This is a genomic window from Massilia violaceinigra (genome assembly GCF_002752675.1).
GTDB lineage: Bacteria > Pseudomonadota > Gammaproteobacteria > Burkholderiales > Burkholderiaceae_D > Telluria_A > Telluria_A violaceinigra.
Map to the genome: position 1 here is coordinate 3395506 of NZ_CP024608.1, position 14880 is coordinate 3410385.

Annotated in this window: 13 protein-coding genes; 9 read left to right on the forward strand and 4 right to left on the reverse strand. The window is 65.0% G+C overall.

Features of this window, described 5'->3' with window-relative positions; translation table 11 throughout:
- Positions 1–6: 6 nt before the first annotated feature.
- From CR152_RS15325 to CR152_RS15340, 4 genes are all read left to right on the forward strand, one after another.
- Positions 7–1221: a radical SAM protein gene (locus CR152_RS15325; protein WP_099875739.1), complete on the forward strand. Its 1215-nt coding sequence runs from the start codon at positions 7–9 to the stop codon at positions 1219–1221.
- Entirely contained in the window at positions 1218–2825 is a 1608-nt protein-coding gene (gene yhhC / locus CR152_RS15330; RefSeq protein ID WP_099875742.1) for a cyclophane-containing peptide 2OG-Fe(II) oxygenase YhhC, read from the forward strand. Before CR152_RS15325 ends, yhhC begins: the two co-directional genes overlap by 4 nt.
- Positions 2822–3808 (forward strand): hypothetical protein, encoded by a 987-nt coding sequence (locus CR152_RS15335; RefSeq protein ID WP_099875743.1) that lies wholly within the window; start codon positions 2822–2824, stop codon positions 3806–3808. Before yhhC ends, CR152_RS15335 begins: the two co-directional genes overlap by 4 nt.
- A 144-nt stretch (positions 3809–3952) precedes the next feature.
- Entirely contained in the window at positions 3953–4714 is a 762-nt protein-coding gene (locus tag CR152_RS15340) for an alpha/beta hydrolase family protein (protein WP_099875745.1), read from the forward strand.
- 204 nt (positions 4715–4918) lie between these two features.
- Here CR152_RS15340 and CR152_RS15345 read toward each other — a convergent pair whose 3' ends face one another.
- The 3 genes from CR152_RS15345 to CR152_RS15355 all read right to left on the reverse strand — a co-directional run bounded on the left by CR152_RS15345 (position 4919) and on the right by CR152_RS15355 (position 8321).
- Positions 4919–5269: a hypothetical protein gene (locus CR152_RS15345; protein ID WP_099875747.1), complete on the reverse strand. Its 351-nt coding sequence runs from the start codon at positions 5267–5269 to the stop codon at positions 4919–4921.
- A gap of 19 nt (positions 5270–5288) precedes the next feature.
- Positions 5289–6266, reverse strand: coding sequence for a sensor domain-containing diguanylate cyclase (locus CR152_RS15350; protein ID WP_099875749.1), 978 nt, complete (start codon positions 6264–6266; stop codon positions 5289–5291).
- Positions 6267–6401: 135 nt separating this feature from the next.
- Positions 6402–8321, reverse strand: a complete 1920-nt coding sequence (locus tag CR152_RS15355) for a M61 family metallopeptidase (RefSeq protein ID WP_099875750.1) — start codon at positions 8319–8321, stop codon at positions 6402–6404.
- Between the two features lie 402 nt (positions 8322–8723).
- On the opposite strand from CR152_RS15355, the gene CR152_RS15360 reads away from it, so the two are divergent.
- From CR152_RS15360 to CR152_RS15380, 5 genes are all read left to right on the forward strand, one after another.
- A complete protein-coding gene (locus tag CR152_RS15360) occupies positions 8724–9299 on the forward strand; it encodes a hypothetical protein (protein WP_099875753.1) in 576 nt (191 codons plus the stop codon).
- 390 nt (positions 9300–9689) lie between these two features.
- Positions 9690–10145, forward strand: a complete 456-nt coding sequence (locus CR152_RS15365; RefSeq protein WP_099875755.1) for an Hsp20 family protein — start codon at positions 9690–9692, stop codon at positions 10143–10145.
- Between the two features lie 316 nt (positions 10146–10461).
- Complete coding sequence (locus CR152_RS15370) at positions 10462–12033, forward strand: DegQ family serine endoprotease (protein ID WP_099875757.1); 1572 nt, start codon at positions 10462–10464, stop codon at positions 12031–12033.
- Positions 12034–12075: 42 nt separating this feature from the next.
- Positions 12076–12738 carry a response regulator gene (locus tag CR152_RS15375; RefSeq protein WP_099875759.1) on the forward strand — a complete coding sequence of 221 codons (663 nt, stop codon included), beginning with the start codon at positions 12076–12078 and terminating at the stop codon, positions 12736–12738.
- A complete protein-coding gene (locus CR152_RS15380) occupies positions 12735–14078 on the forward strand; it encodes an ATP-binding protein (RefSeq protein ID WP_099875761.1) in 1344 nt (447 codons plus the stop codon). The genes CR152_RS15375 and CR152_RS15380 overlap by 4 nt, the downstream gene beginning before the upstream one ends.
- Positions 14079–14310: 232 nt before the next feature.
- On the opposite strand, the gene CR152_RS15385 is transcribed toward CR152_RS15380, so the two are convergent.
- Positions 14311–14874: a hypothetical protein gene (locus tag CR152_RS15385; RefSeq protein ID WP_099875763.1), complete on the reverse strand. Its 564-nt coding sequence runs from the start codon at positions 14872–14874 to the stop codon at positions 14311–14313.
- Positions 14875–14880: the final 6 nt, after the last annotated feature.

The following is a 14880-nucleotide window of genomic DNA, read 5'->3' on the forward strand; positions in this document are numbered from 1 at the left end:
ATCGATATGTTCGTGACCCACGCGCCCCAGCAGCGCTTCAAGGCATTCTACGACTGCCTGTCCAACAACGATACGGCGACATCATCGGTCGTCTCAAGCTACATTCTCGTCAAGCTCGCCGCCAGGTGCAATCTGGCTTGCACTTACTGCTACTGGTTTCGCGATAAAAGCGTGCTCGACGCGCCAAAGCGGCTGACCCTGGAAGCCGAGGATGCATTTATCACGCGACTTGGCGAGCATATCCGCCAGCATCAGCTGAAGACATTCTTCATCCTGTTCCACGGCGGCGAGCCCTTGCTGTTCGGTGCGGCACGCTTCGAAGCGCTGTGCGCCAAGCTGCGCGAGCTGGAAGCGGCGCACGGTTGCCAGCTCAAGCTGGCGGTGACCACCAATGGCGTGCTGGTCGATGCGCACTGGGCGTCGCTCTTGCAACGCTGGAATGTCGGGGTCACCGTCAGCCTGGACGGGCCGCGCGCCGTCAATGACAGCCGCCGCATCGGCTTTCGTGGCCAGGGCAGTTTCGACGCCATTCTCGCGGGCGTGAGGCAACTGCGCGCAGCCGGCGTCGAGCCCGGCTTTCTCAGCGTGTGCGAACCATCGTCGGACCCGCGCGAACTGGTCCGCTTCTTCGCCGAGGATCTCGGCGCTTGCGATTTCGACGTCCTGGTGCCGGATGCGACCCATGAAGACACGCCGGCATCGATCGCCGCCTTTTACATCGGCCTGTTCGATGCGTGGTGGGATACCTGGCTCGACCGCGGCGTGCGCATCCGGCTGCTCGACACCCTGGTGCGCGGCCTGCTGGGAGAAGAAAGCCGGATCGAGTCGATCGGCTTCGGGCCGAACACAACGAGCACGCTGGCGACCGACGGCGCCATCGAGCCGCTGGACGTGCTGCGCACGGCCGGCGACAGTTTCACGCGCACCCGCATCGATGTCTTTCACAACGGCCTGCAGGACATCCAGAGCGATCCGCTGTGGCGTGAGGTGCTGCAGGCCTCGCTGACCCTGCCGAAGACGTGCCAGAGTTGCCAGCATCGGATGACCTGCGGCGGCGGGCATGTGGGCCAGCGCTGGTCGGCCGCCCGGCGCTTCGACAACCCGACCGTCTATTGCGAGGATATCAAGGCGATTCTTGCGCACATGTCGGCGCGGCTGTTTGCGGACATGACGATCGTCGCGCCGGCCGGCGCGCTGGAAGCCGTCAGAGAAGCAGCATGAGCCCGGCGCAACTTGCCGAACGGCTGGTCCCGGGCGAGACGGCGCGCGCCCCGTTTCCCCATTTTTTCCGCGACGGCACGCTGCCGGACCGGTTGGCGGAGAACCTGCTGGCATGGATGGAAACAGGCGCGCGCTGGCGCCTGCATACCGCGTCCTTCTTTGAACAGTACGAGCTGGACTTGACGGCCACCTCGATGCCGGAAGAGTGCCGCATCCTGTTCGCCCCGGAAACGCTGGCGGCGATCACGTCGCGCTACGCCAGCGCTTTCAAGCGCAAGATGAGCGGCCGGGCCAGCGTGACGGCGCATAAGCTGGTGAGCGGCCAAACCATCGGCATTCACACCGACGAGCCGCTCGGCGAGCGCGAAACCCATCGTTTGCTGGTCCAGCTCAACCGCGGCTGGCAACCGGAGCGCGGCGGTGAATTGTTGCTTCTTGCGGGGAACGATATCGGTGCGCTGCATTCGGTGATCGAGCCCGCCCACAACCGGGCCGTCGGCTTCGAGATGTCGGAGCGGTCATTTCACGCCGTCGCCCGGGTCAATGACTGGGCACGCTACACCGTGATCTTTTCGTTCTGGGCGGACGACCGTCCGAGCCCGGCGATGACGAGGCACGTCGCCATGCCGCAACGCGAGCAGGTACTGGCTTTCCTGCGGCAGCAGGGCGCCGCGACGGTGCCCCACTCCGATGGCAGCTTTCTCGATCACCTCAAGGGCGTCGAGCGCATCCTCGACCGCTGGGGCGCGCCGCTCGAGGTGCGCCTGGCGGGCTTGCTGCACAGCGTGTATGGAACAGAAGGGTTTGCCGCCACGGCCACGGTCGAACCCGCACAAGTGGAGGCCCTGGCGGGCGCGGCTGCGGCGCAGCTGGTGGCGCTGTTTTGCGGCATGACCCCGGCCTCGCTGGTGGACAGCGTGGCCGCACACCATCCCGCCCTGCGCAAGCGCGACGGCAGCGCGCTTGACGCCGGGCAGGACCAGGTCGACGCCCTGTTGCTCATGTACCTGGCCAACATGGCGGAGCAGCTTCCGCGGCTGCGCCATCTGCAAGAGGTGGTGGACGACGACCGTGCCATCTATCAGCGCATCCGCGCGTATGTGCCGGCGCCGGTACGGGCCGAGCTCGACGCCCTGTTCGAACGCCTGGGCGCTGATCGCCGCGAGGCGCATGCCGACAGTGCCATCGAAGCACTGCGGCTGTACATCGGCGACGGCGGGGGCGATGAGATGCTGCGCGGCCAAACGACCTTGCTCGGCCACTTGTCCGGCATGGATGGCTGGCTGGCGGGGCAGAGGGCGCAAGCCGAGGTGCGGGTGGCCGCCTTCGCCCAGGGATTGTACGGCTGGAAAGCGGATCTTTCCGAACAGAACCGGGCCATCGTCCGGGTCGTCGCCGGCGAGGCGGCCGAGAGGCTGGCCTGGCTGTTCGCCGCTTGCGACGATGCCGCCCTGGCCGATGCCGAGGGCGCCGTCGGCCTGGAGGACGATACGGGGCAGGGCATCCTCGAACTTGCTGGCGTGAATGGACGGCGCGAGCCGGTCACGCGGCGCGAACTGGCGTGCCTTGCGCTGCTGGCGCGCGCCGACAGGGAGGCAATATGAACGCGTCCACACCGGTGGTTGCCGTGCCGCGTGCGGCGGGCGCCGATGCCAGCGCGGTCATGGCCGATCTGGCGCGCATTTTTCACGACCGCGCACCGCAATTGCTTGGGGAAACGGCGCGCACGTTCTTCGTCGAGATGGTGTCGGTGCACGTGGCACGGGCGCCGGCCGACGCCGACCTGACGCGGGCGGCGCTCGACCAGCTCGGCATCGCAGCGGGCGAGATGGCGAACTGGCGCCAGATCGAGGATGACCCGGCCTCCGGCCGGCGCTTCGCCCTCATGCTCGAGCACACCCATGCGCTCGAAGCCTGGTGCCGCGCTCCCTTGCTCAAGGACGACGGGCGGCCGACGCTGCTGCTCCACATCGATGCGCACGACGACTTGAACGGCCCGAGCCTCTTGCCGGATGCGGACCGAAGGAAATACCTGGCACCGCTCGGATCGGATGTCATGACACTGGACGACCCGAAAACCGTGCGCCGTTTCGCCACGCGCGGCTATATCGGCATCGGCGGCTTCATCGCGCCCATGATCGGCAGCGCCGCCATCGACGCGATGCTGCACGTTCCGGGGCCAGCCCAGGCCGGCGGGCGCGGCGCGGCATCGCTGGCCATCGGCCTCGCGCCCGACAGCGGCTTCATCCGCGTCGAGAAACAGAACTGCGCCAGGCCGGGCATTCCCTACCACCGCATGAACCTGGCGGCGGCGCTCGAGGTGGCGCACTCCTTCGACGGCCATATCTTGCTGGACATCGATCTCGACGCTTTTTGCAATCGCTACGATACGCATGGCGATTCCGAGGTCCAGGACGCCGATGCACTCATTGCCATGGCAGAGGCGGCGCAGCTGCTCACGGCGAGCGGCCTGCCCAGGCGCGCCGCCGTGACGACAGTGGCCCTGTCGCCCGGATTTTTCCCGGGCAGCCTGTGGCGGGAAGCGCTGCGCTTCGCCAACGCCATGCGTGCCCAATCTATCGGATGAGCGCGCGCTGACCTACCGCCGCTCCCCCTGCGCTCGCATGCGCCCTTGTCGTACAGCCCGGCATCACGCCCGGCCGTGGGCCAGCCTCGCGCGGCCGCCATCCCCGGAGTAAGATGCTCGCTGGATTAATTACAAGGAGCATGGATGCACAGCGAACGACAGGAGTTTCCCGGGGCCGATGGCCAGAAGCTGGCGGCCCGTCTCGATGCGCCCGACGGCCCGGTGCGCGCGTATGCGCTGTTTGCCCACTGTTTTACCTGCGGCAAGGACGTGTTTGCGGCCAGCCGCATCGCCCAGGCCCTGACCGAGCATGGCATCGCCGTGCTGCGCTTCGATTTCACGGGGCTGGGCGCGAGCGAAGGCGATTTTGCAAATACCAATTTTTCATCGAATGTGCAGGATCTGGTGGCTGCCGCCGCTTTCATGCGCGGCGCGCTCAAGGCGCCCGAGATCCTCATCGGACACAGCCTCGGTGGCGCTGCCGTGCTGGCGGCTGCCGCCAGCATCGATGAGGTGCGCGCCGTCGTGACCGTGGGCGCGCCCAGCGATCCGTCGCATGTCAGCGGGCTGTTCGGGGAAAAGCTCGGGGTGATCGAAGCCGAGGGCGAGGCGCAGGTACAGCTGGCCGGGCGGCCGTTTACCATCAAGCGCCAGTTCTTGCTCGATGCCGCCGAGCAGAATCTGAACGCCAGCACGGGCCAGCTCAAGCGTACCCTGATGGTCATGCATTCGCCGCACGACCGTACCGTGGGGATCGATAATGCGCTGCATATTTTCCAGGCGGCCAAGCATCCGAAGAGTTTTGTATCGCTCGACGATGCCGATCATTTGCTCACGCGCAGGGAAGATGCGGTGTGGGTCGCCGGCATGATTGCGGCGTGGAGTGCGCGCTATGTGAGCGCTTGAGGAGGAGATAGATGCCGTTGTCGGCTGAGCTGGCAATTCGGTTCGCGGACTTGCGCGCCCCGGCCGTCATTCAAGGCACCGCTGCTTGACACCAGTGCCTTGGATTCCCGCCTGCGCGGGAAGGACGGTTTTGAAATCAACGGGCATGCGCCAATGCGCCTCTTTTCCAACGGCGCGACACGTTTCCGGAGGGGGCGATGCGTTTTATTCGTCGTCGAATTCTTCGGCCAAATTCTTCCAGCCTTTGAGCTTGGCGAAGGCGCTGAATTCTTCAGGGGCTTCGAGCACGATCAGCTTGCGGTCCTGCAGGCCCGGGTCGCTGTGCGAAAAGTTCGGCCCCACGTAGCCCAGCGCGCGCAGGCGGTCGATGATGTTGCCGACGAGGACCTTGTCCTTGTACAGCCCACCGTCAATCGGCGCAGCGAAGTCCACGTACACGTCAATAATTCCGTAACCCTCGTCGAAAATGCGGATCGCCTTGACGTCGTGGGAACGGCTGGTGCTGTCACTGGCCTTGAACGGGCCGCTCAGCTGGATGTCGGTATCGGTAGTCATAGGGCGCAGCATAGCACCATCAGCGCGAAACGGTATTGCGTCCCTTGTGCTTGGCCCGGTACAGCGCCTGGTCGCCCCGTTCGTACGCCGCACCTTGCGCAAGCGCATCCTCGGCATCGTGCGGATACAGGAATGCCAGCCCGATCGACAAGGTCACCGTGCCATACGGATCGTTGGCCAGGTGGGGGATGGCCTCGGCTGCCAGCGCCGCGCGGATGCGCTCGGCCAGCTCCACGCTTTCCTCTTCGCTATTGGCGGTAAACAGGCAGGCGAATTCATCGCCGCCAAGGCGGAAACCCAGGTCGCCCGGCCGGTTCAGGGTGCGCCGGATCGCCTGCGCCACGGCGCCCAGCACCACGTCGCCCTGCGGATGGCCGTGCGTGTCGTTGTAACCCTTAAAACGGTCGACATCGGCCAGCAGCAAGGTCAGCAGGCGTTGGTCGCGCTGCGCGCGCCGCTGCTCTTCCACGAAACGCATATTGAAATAACGCCGGTTCTTGAGCCCCGTCAATTCGTCGGTCAGGCTGTCGGCCTGGGCCGTCCGCACGTCGGTGATGTCGGTCGACACCGCGCAGGTGGCAATCACGGCGCCGTCATCGTCGAACAGGGGAAACTTGACCGTGGCATAGGTGTGCAGGGACTGGTCGCGGTGGTACACGGTTTCTTCTTCGTGGATGGCGCGCCGTTCTGTGGCGGCGCGCTGGTCGTTGCGCCACAGCTGCTCGGCAATGTCCGGCGGGAAAAGGTCGAACACCTTGCGGCCCACGAAGGCGGCCGCATCGTAGCCGTCCAGGATCTCGAAGTGGCGGCTGGCCATGAGAATCGTGCCGTCGAGCGCCTTGGCCGAGATCAGCACCGGCGCATTGTCGAGCAGCGCGTCCAAGGTGCGCTCCGCTTCGCGCACGCGCCGCAGCTCCTCGCGCAGAAAGGCGTTTTCCTCCGACAGTTGCGCGATTGCCTGCGCCTGGCCCTGCGCTACCTCGATGCTCGTGCTCATTGGGACGGCTTCAGGAAGCCGTGCTCGACGGCAATGCTTCAGAATATACCAGTGTCGGCCGGCGTTGACAGCAATGCCGCAAACAATCTCGCGCCGGCCCGCCGGAGTGTGGTTTTCGCGTGCTTCGGCGCCAGCTCAGCGCCGCGGCTGCAGGATGGTGTCGAGCCGATCCTTGCTGCCGGGAATGCGTTCCAGGCGCGGATAGCGCAAGCCGCCCTGATAATCGAGCGCCACGGTGCGGAAATTGCTGCCTTTCCTGACAAGCAAGTTGAGCGGAGACTTGCCGTCGCGCGCGGCCTTCACTGCCGCTTTCAGCACTTCCGGCTTGTAGGCGCGGTTGTTGACGGCCACGATGGTGCTATTGCCCGACAGCCCGGCGCGGAAACCGACGCCATCCCATTCGATCCCATCGATCGCGCCATCGTGTTTGACGGAAAAGCCAAGCGAATAGCTGAAGTCGGTCATCTTGTTGCGCTCTTCCTGGCCCTTGATGATCTCGGTGGGGGTGTCGGTATAGACCAGCTTCCAGCCGGCGCGGGCCAGGCCGTCGAGCGGGGCGCCCGCGGCATTGCTGTCGAGCTTGGCGCGCAGGAAGGGCGCCCAGTCGAACGCCTGCACCGATGCCAGGGTGCGCACCACGTCGTCGAACTGGTAATAGGCGGGGCCGACGCTGCCATTGTCGACGCCGTAAAAGACGCGCGCGAAATCGTCCAGCGAACGCTGCTCGCCGGACAGTTCGCGGATGCGGGTATCGACGTCGAGCCAGATCAGCATGCCTTCGACGTAATAATCTTCGCTGCGCTGCCAGTTGCTCCAGCCCAGCGCGCGGCGCGCCTGCACGATCGGGTCGTTGACGGTGTCCTGCAAGGTGCGCCAGGCGCGGCCCTGCACGCGGTCGTAGCGCGCGGCGTAGGCGGCGATGGTATCGCGGATGCCGGCGGCCGATACCAGTCCCGAGCGCGCCGCCAGCACATTGCCCCAGTACTGGGTCTGGCCTTCGTACACCCACAGCAGGCTGTTCTGCAGTGGCACGTTGAAATTCGGCACATCCTGATCGGCCGGACGGCGGAACTTGCCGTTCCAGGAGTGGGTGTACTCGTGCGGCAGCAGGTCGCGTCCCGCCTCGCTCTTGGCCCAGTCGGTGAAGTAGCCGGGCTTGACCCCGTTTTCGCTGGACTGGTGGTGCTCGCGTCCGATGCCGCCGAATTCGTCCGACAGCGCAAACAGGAAATCGTAATGTTTGTAATGGTGGGATGCGAACAGCTTGGCGGCCTCCTTCACCAGCGCGCGGTGCGCGGCGATCTGTTCCGGCTTGGCCTCCAGGCTCTCCGGATTGTCGGCCACGATGTTCAGGTGCACCGGTACGGCCGCGCCGGGATCGAGGTCGATGCGGCGGAAGTGGCGGCCCGCGAACACGGGCGAATCGATCAGCGTTTCCAGGTCCAGCGGCTTGAAGCTGATGTCGTTGCCGCGGCGCGCGGCGGTTTCGAGCGCGGTGCCGTACTGCCAGCCATCGGGCAGCTTGAGCGAGGCTTGCACGGGAATGCGGCGGCTGAAGTAGCCGGCCGGATACAGGGTCATGGCTTGCCATTGCACGCCGAGAATCTCGCTGGTCATCGTGATGCGGCCCTGGGCCGGCTCGACCGGCGACAGGAACTGGTATTCGGCCTCGACCGCGGTGGCGCCCTCCGGCACGGTCAGATGGAAGGCATGCACCTGGACCGGATCGCGCGTCCATGCCAGTGGCTTGCCGTCGGCCGACAGGCGCAGACCAGCAAGCTGGTTCAGCGGTCCGCTGGGGCCATGATTGCCCGGGACCCATTGCGGATACAGCAGGGTCAGCGGACCCGGCGCGGCCGGAATGGTGGCGCGGATGCGGAAAATCTGCTGTCCGACATTGGTGGCGTCGACCTTGAGCACGATGGTGCCGGGGTAGGGCAGGTCGCGCGGGGCGGGCACGGCGGCGCTAGCCGGCAGGGCCAGCGTGCCCAGCAGGGCCAGCGCGCAGGCGGCAGGAATGGGGGATGGCAGGAAGCGGCGAAACGGAAGGGGCATGGGAGCGTCAATACGATAAAGATCAGCAATTTCTGCGGGTATTCGCAGGCGAACCTGATTTTACCGAAAGCCTTGCGTCACCGGTACTTGCCGCGTCCGCCGGTAAAACAAATGACATTCCCACCGCGGCATTCCGATGCCGCGCGGGTGGCCGCTGCGAGTTGCAAATCGTTATGAATACGGCGGGAAGTTGTCCCTATTCATGGCGCTCCCCCTACGGCAAACCGTCTCGTTTCGCTGTCTGGTTTTGTCTTATTTTGTCTTATTTTGTCTGGTTTGAACGAACACGCCCCGGCGCTGTCCAAATAAGACAAAATAAGACAAAACGAGACAGAAATGGACAGTCAAACGAGAACATTTGCCGTAGGGGGCGCGCCGGTAAAAGACACAACGCTGGCACGTTTGGTTGCCTATTTGCATGCCACCGGCAGCAACGTTTCCGTCGATGAGGCCTTGGGCATGGCCATCGATGCCTGGCTGGCGGCCGAGACGGCACGCGCGTCGCGCACCATGGCCGACGGTACCGCAAAAGGGTATCAGTGGAAGTGCTTGTTCCTGCCGGATACAACCAAGATCCGCATGAGTGTTGAAGGGCGCACCGAATACGCCGAGGTGGTTGGTGACACCATCATGCACCGCGGCCGCAGCGTCTCGCCGCGCGGCTTGACGCTTGCCATTGCCGGGGATGGGCGCAATGCGTGGCGCGAACTGGTCGTGCGCCGCCCGGGCGATGCGGGCTGGCTGCGCGCCTCGGTGTTGCGGGCCCGCATCGAGCGCGCAGCGCGCCAGGGACAGCCGCAACCGGCCACGCCCGCCGACAGCATGGCCGCCGCGGCGCGCTGCATGTCGGACGCATTGCGCAGCGCGCTGGCGGTGGTGGAGCACGTGAACGTCCAGGCGGCGCAGCAGTACGAACGGCGCGCCGAGCGCCACCGCCGCGCTGCCGACAAGATGGCTGAAGACTGCGCCTTCGACTGACGCGGCCTGGCGCCCACTGCCGCGCTGCCTGATGCGCCGCACCATCCTCGCACGGGCGATGGCGATTCCGGTGCGCTTCCTCGTGCCGTAACCTTGCCGCATCCGCAGCCGCACCCGCAGCCGCAGCCGCATCCGCCGCACCGCCTGCATCAGCAACCGTTGTCACCGTGGCGCTTGCCGCTTCCTGTCAGCGTTGGGCACGGTCAGCGGCCGAAGGCTGAATCGTTTTTGCCGCAAGCCCATATTTTCAAAATATTTTTTGGTGCATTGGGCAAAAAATCGTATTTTTCAAGGCCTTGAAAACCCTTGCCGGCGCCATTAGATTGGATTCAACGGATGCTCCATGGAGGTCCGTCAACTTATCGCTTAACTTCTAAAAGGATATTTATCATGCGTACATTCGACCTGACTCCTCTCTATCGTTCCGCTATCGGCTTCGACCGTCTGGCCAACATGCTGGAATCGCAGCGCGCTGACGCGCAGCCCAGCTATCCACCGTACAACATCGAACTGGTGAGCGAAGACAAGTACCGGATTGTGATGGCACTGGCTGGCTTCGACCGCTCGGAAGTCGAGATCATCACCGAGCGCGAAAGCCTGCAGATCACCGGCCGCAAGCAGAAAGAGGACACGCAGCGCACCTACCTGCACCGCGGCATCGCGGCACGTGATTTCGAGCAGCGCTTCCAGCTGGCGAACCACGTCAAGGTCACCACCGCATCGTTCGACAACGGCATGCTGACGATCGAACTGGTGCGCGAAGTGCCCGAGGCCCTCAAGCCGCGCAAGATCGTCATCGACGGTGGCGACAATGTGCAGGTGCTGGAGCAGCGCCAGGCGGCCTGACCAGGCTCAGCCCGGCTTTTAGCGAGCTGAGCTAAGTGACACCGGGGCGCCCGCAGCAAGGGGCGCCCCGTTCCACGTGCGGTCGGGCCGTCTCCACTGTCGGAAACGATGTGCAAACGACGTGCCGCACGCGAGGTGAAATTAAGACAACCCTAAGTCTGCTGCCGCATCATTACATCATCGACCAGGTATCAGGTGGTCACAAGAAAGCATTTAGTACGAAGCAGTAAGCGAAGCAGCAAACGAATTAGCAAACAACAACAAGCCTCATTGACCACAGTTACTGAACATATCCTTTCAAACCAGGAGTACGTCCATGCATAACGAAGGTGCCATCACTGTCATCACCGCTAAGCGTCTCACGCTTGCCCTTGCCGCCGCCGGCGCCATTGGGGGAGCGGTTGGTGCGATCGCGGTCAACCATAACAACGCAGTCGCGTCGGCCGCCGCCGTCGCGCCTGCCGCGCCGCTTGTCGCTTCGGCAGCACCGGCTGCGTCCGCCGCGCCGGCCACGCCCGTCAATGCAGGCGCTCCCGCGCCGGTCGCGGCCGGCGTCGTGCTGCCCGATTTCACCGCGCTGGTCTCGCGCAACGGCCCGGCCGTTGTCAACATCCGCGTGATGGGCAGCACCAAGACGGCCATGGGCCAGCAGCGCGGCCGCGTTCCGCCGCAGTTTGACGAGAACGACCCGTTTTTCGAATTTTTCCGTCGCTTCCAGGGGCCGCAGATGCCCCGTGGACAACAACGCGACACGCCCGTTTTTGGCGCCGGTTCCGGGTTCATTATCAGCCCGGACGGTGTCATCCTGACCAACGCGCACGTGGTGCGCGACGCCAAGGAAGTCACGGTCAAGCTGCAGGACCGGCGCGAATACCGCGCCAAGGTGCTCGGCTCGGACCCCAAGACCGATGTGGCGGTGCTCAAGATTGACGCCAAGAACCTGCCGGTCGTGCCAATCGGTAAATCAAGCGATCTCAAGGTCGGTGAGTGGGTGCTGGCGATCGGTTCGCCGTTCGGCCTGGACAGCTCGGTCACGGCCGGCGTGGTCAGCGCCAAGGGCCGCTCGCTGCCCGACGATAGCTATGTGCCTTTCATCCAGACCGACGTGGCGGTCAACCCCGGCAACTCGGGCGGCCCCCTGTTCAACACCAAGGGTGAAGTGGTCGGCATCAATTCGCAGATCTACAGCCAGACCGGCGGCTACATGGGCTTGTCGTTCGCCATTCCGATCGATGTGGCGTACCGCATCAAGGACCAGATCGTTTCCACCGGCAAGGTGCAGCATGCCAAGCTCGGCATAGCGATCCAGGAAGTGAACCAGGGCTTCGCAGATTCCTTCAAGCTCGACTCGCCCGAAGGCGCGCTGGTGTCGAACGTGGAAAAAGGCGGCGCGGCCGACAAGGCGGGCCTCAAGTCGGGCGATATCATCCGCAAGCTGAACGGCCAGCCGATCATTGCCTCGGGCGACTTGCCAGCCATGCTCAGCGTGGCCCAGCCTGGCGACAAGGTCAGCCTCGACGTCTGGCGCGACGGCAAGATCGTGCGCATCGATGCGCGCCTGGCCAATGCCAGCGACAAGATTGCGCAAGACGATCACGAACCGGCCGCCGGCGCCGACCAGAGCGCGAAACTTGGCCTGGCCCTGCGTCCGCTCGACCCCAACGAGAAGCGCCAGTCCGGCATCGCGTCGGGCCTGGTGATCGAGGATGCGGGCGGCGCCGCCTCCAATGCCGGGGTGCAGCCGGGCGATGTTTTACTGTCCGTCAATGGCCGTACCGTCAATTCGGTCGAGCAGGTGCGCGATGTGGTGGGCAAGGCCAGCAAGTCGGTGGCCTTGCTGATTCAGCGCGGTAATGACAGAATCTTCATTCCGGTGCGGATCGGGTAATCGTGCCCTGTTCCGCCCGCCGGTTCGAGAAAGAAGGAAGTGATGCGGCTGCTGCTGGTGGAAGACGATACGATGATCGGCGAAGTGGTGCTCGACCTGCTCAGGGCCGAGCACTACGCGGTGGACTGGGTCAAGGATGGCGAAATGGCCGACACGGCCTTGCGCCAGTCGCAAAGCTACGACCTGGTCCTGCTCGATTTGGGGCTGCCGCGCAAGGATGGCCTGGAAGTGCTGCGCTCCATGCGCTCGCGCAAGGACCGCACCCCGGTACTGGTGGCGACCGCGCGCGACGCGGTTGAACAGCGCATTGCCGGCCTCGACGCCGGGGCCGACGACTACGTGCTCAAACCCTACGACCTCGACGAGCTGCTGGCGCGCATCCGCGCCTTGCTGCGCCGTGCCGCCGGGCGCGGCGAACCGATCTTTGAATACAATGCCATCAGCATCAACCCCGCCACCCGCGAAGTGCTGGTCGACGGCGCCGCCGTGACCCTGTCGGCGCGCGAATGGGCGGTGCTCGAAGCGCTGATCGCCCGTCCCGGGGTGGTGCTTTCGCGCGCCCAGTTGGAAGAAAAGCTGTACAGCTGGCGCGATGAAGTGAGCAGCAATGCGGTGGAAGTCTACATCCATGGCTTGCGCAAGAAGCTAGGCAGCGAACTGATCCAGAACGTGCGCGGGGTCGGCTACATGGTGCCCAAGCTATGAATCTGGCGCACTCGCTGCGCGGTCGCCTGTTGTGGTTTTTGCTCGCGGCCATCAGTATTGCCGCCGTTGCCCAAGCCTCGATCGCGTACCGCACGGCCCTGTCCGACGCCGACCAGATTTTCGATTACCACATGCAGCAGATGGCGCTATCGCTGCGTTCCAGCACGCCGCTGGCCAATACCGAAGCGGCGGCCAATGTCGAAGCGGACGCCGAAAACAACGATCTGATGGTGCAGGTCTGGACCCCGGACGGGGTGCAGGTATTCCGTACGGTATCGCGCGCGCGTCTGCCGCAGCACGCGGTGCTGGGATTTTCCAACATCAAGGCCAACAACACCACCTATCGCGTGTTTTCGGTGCAAACCAGTACCCAGACCCTGCAGATCGCCCAGGACATGGCGGTGCGGCGCAACATGGCCGGCAACCTGGCGCTGCGCACGGTCGGGCCGATTGCGGTGATGATGCCGATCCTGATGCTGGTCGTGTGGTGGGTGGTGAGCGGCTCGCTGCAACCGGTGGCGCGCGTGCGCGCCCAGGTGGCGGCGCGCCAGGCCGACGATCTCTCGCCCGTGTCCGAAGCCGATCTGCCGGACGAAGTATTGCCGCTGGTGCAGGAATTGAACCTCTTGTTCGGGCGCGTGAAAACCGCGTTCGACGCCCAGCAGCATTTCGTGGCCGACGCCGCGCACGAACTGCGCACGCCGCTGCAAGCGCTGAAACTGCAGGCGCTGAGCCTGGAGCGGGCCGACAGTCCGGAAGCGCGCGGGGTGGCCATCGGACGCTTGACGGCCGGCATCGAGCGGGCCACCCGGCTGGTCGAGCAATTGCTGGTGCTGGCGCGCCAGGAAGCGAGCGCTGCCAGCGGGGTCAAGACGCAGCCGGTCGACCTGGCCGAGCTGGCCCGGCGCGCGCTGTCGGACCTGGCGGGCGCGGCGCAGACGCGCGGCATCGACCTGGGGCTCACGCGCGCCGATGCGGTGCAGGTGGCGGGCCAGCCGGATGCGCTCATGATCATGCTGCGCAACTTGGTCGATAACGCCTTGAAATATACGCCGGCCGGCGGCACGGTCGATCTCAGCGTGAGCGGCGAGGGCAAGCTGGCCAGCCTGGTGGTGGAAGACAGTGGACCGGGCATTCCGGCCGAGGAAAGGGAGCGGGTGTTCAACCGTTTTTACCGCATCGCCGGCAGCGAGGCCAGCGGCAGCGGGCTGGGGCTGGCGATCATCAAGGCGATTGCCGAGCGCCACGGGGGCAAGCTGAGCCTGGGCGAATCGGCCAAACTGGGCGGCCTGAGCGTGCGGATCGACTTTCCCGCGGGGAGCAAGGCCGACGCCGGCTAACCGGGGCAAACCGGGGTCAGACCTCCAACCTTAAAACCGTCGTTCCCGCGCAGGCGGGAACCCAATTTTGCCGAGCCGTCTGCTACTGAACGAACTTGGGTTCCCGCCGAGTGCCGCCTTGGCGCGGGAACGACGGCAACACTTGGGTTCCAGCCGAATGCCGCCTTGGCGCGGGAAGTCGTTTCTGGCAATGCCAGGAACGACGAGGCTGCAGTTTTGGGCACCCGCCCAGTTACTTCTTAATAATCGCCTGCAACAACACAAACGCCTCATGCCGGATCGTCGCATCGGCGCCTGCCAGCTCCTTGCGCGCCTGCACCAGCGCGGGCCGCTTGAGCATCTTCTTCTCGGCCGCATTCGGTACCGGCGGTTCCGGCGGGAACATGCTGGCCCGGCTGTTATAGGTCTGCTGCAACAAGCGCTTGCCGTAATCCGAGGCATAAAATGCCGTCAATTCATTGGCCGTCTCCACCCCGATCACGCGCGCCACTGGCGTTGCCAGACGCTGATAAATCTGCTGCGGCGGCACCTTGTCGAGCTTGGCGAACACGCTGGCGCGCTGCTCTTCATTCGCATAGCGGCTCGCACCGGCCACCGAGCGCATCATCTTTTCCGACTGCATGGCAGCGAGCATGGCTTGCACGGCCTGTACCCGGGCCGCATCGGGCGCCGTCACAGGTACCGAGGCGGTCGGCGCAGCAGGAGCGGCAGTAGCGGCAGGCGCCGCCGCGCCTGCACGCGTGAGCGGCACGCAGGCGAGCAGCGTGGCCAATGCCAGCGCGTAAGTTGGTTTCATTCTTCA

Coding starts and splice junctions, on each gene's coding strand:
- CR152_RS15325 (WP_099875739.1), top strand. CDS start 7: ATGTTCGTGACCCACGCGCCCCAGCAGCGCTTCAAGGCATTCTACGAC.
- yhhC (WP_099875742.1), top strand. CDS start 1,218: ATGAGCCCGGCGCAACTTGCCGAACGGCTGGTCCCGGGCGAGACGGCG.
- CR152_RS15335 (WP_099875743.1), top strand. CDS start 2,822: ATGAACGCGTCCACACCGGTGGTTGCCGTGCCGCGTGCGGCGGGCGCC.
- CR152_RS15340 (WP_099875745.1), top strand. CDS start 3,953: ATGCACAGCGAACGACAGGAGTTTCCCGGGGCCGATGGCCAGAAGCTG.
- CR152_RS15345 (WP_099875747.1), bottom strand. CDS start 5,269: ATGACTACCGATACCGACATCCAGCTGAGCGGCCCGTTCAAGGCCAGT.
- CR152_RS15350 (WP_099875749.1), bottom strand. CDS start 6,266: ATGAGCACGAGCATCGAGGTAGCGCAGGGCCAGGCGCAGGCAATCGCG.
- CR152_RS15355 (WP_099875750.1), bottom strand. CDS start 8,321: ATGCCCCTTCCGTTTCGCCGCTTCCTGCCATCCCCCATTCCTGCCGCC.
- CR152_RS15365 (WP_099875755.1), top strand. CDS start 9,690: ATGCGTACATTCGACCTGACTCCTCTCTATCGTTCCGCTATCGGCTTC.
- CR152_RS15370 (WP_099875757.1), top strand. CDS start 10,462: ATGCATAACGAAGGTGCCATCACTGTCATCACCGCTAAGCGTCTCACG.
- CR152_RS15375 (WP_099875759.1), top strand. CDS start 12,076: ATGCGGCTGCTGCTGGTGGAAGACGATACGATGATCGGCGAAGTGGTG.
- CR152_RS15380 (WP_099875761.1), top strand. CDS start 12,735: ATGAATCTGGCGCACTCGCTGCGCGGTCGCCTGTTGTGGTTTTTGCTC.
- CR152_RS15385 (WP_099875763.1), bottom strand. CDS start 14,874: ATGAAACCAACTTACGCGCTGGCATTGGCCACGCTGCTCGCCTGCGTG.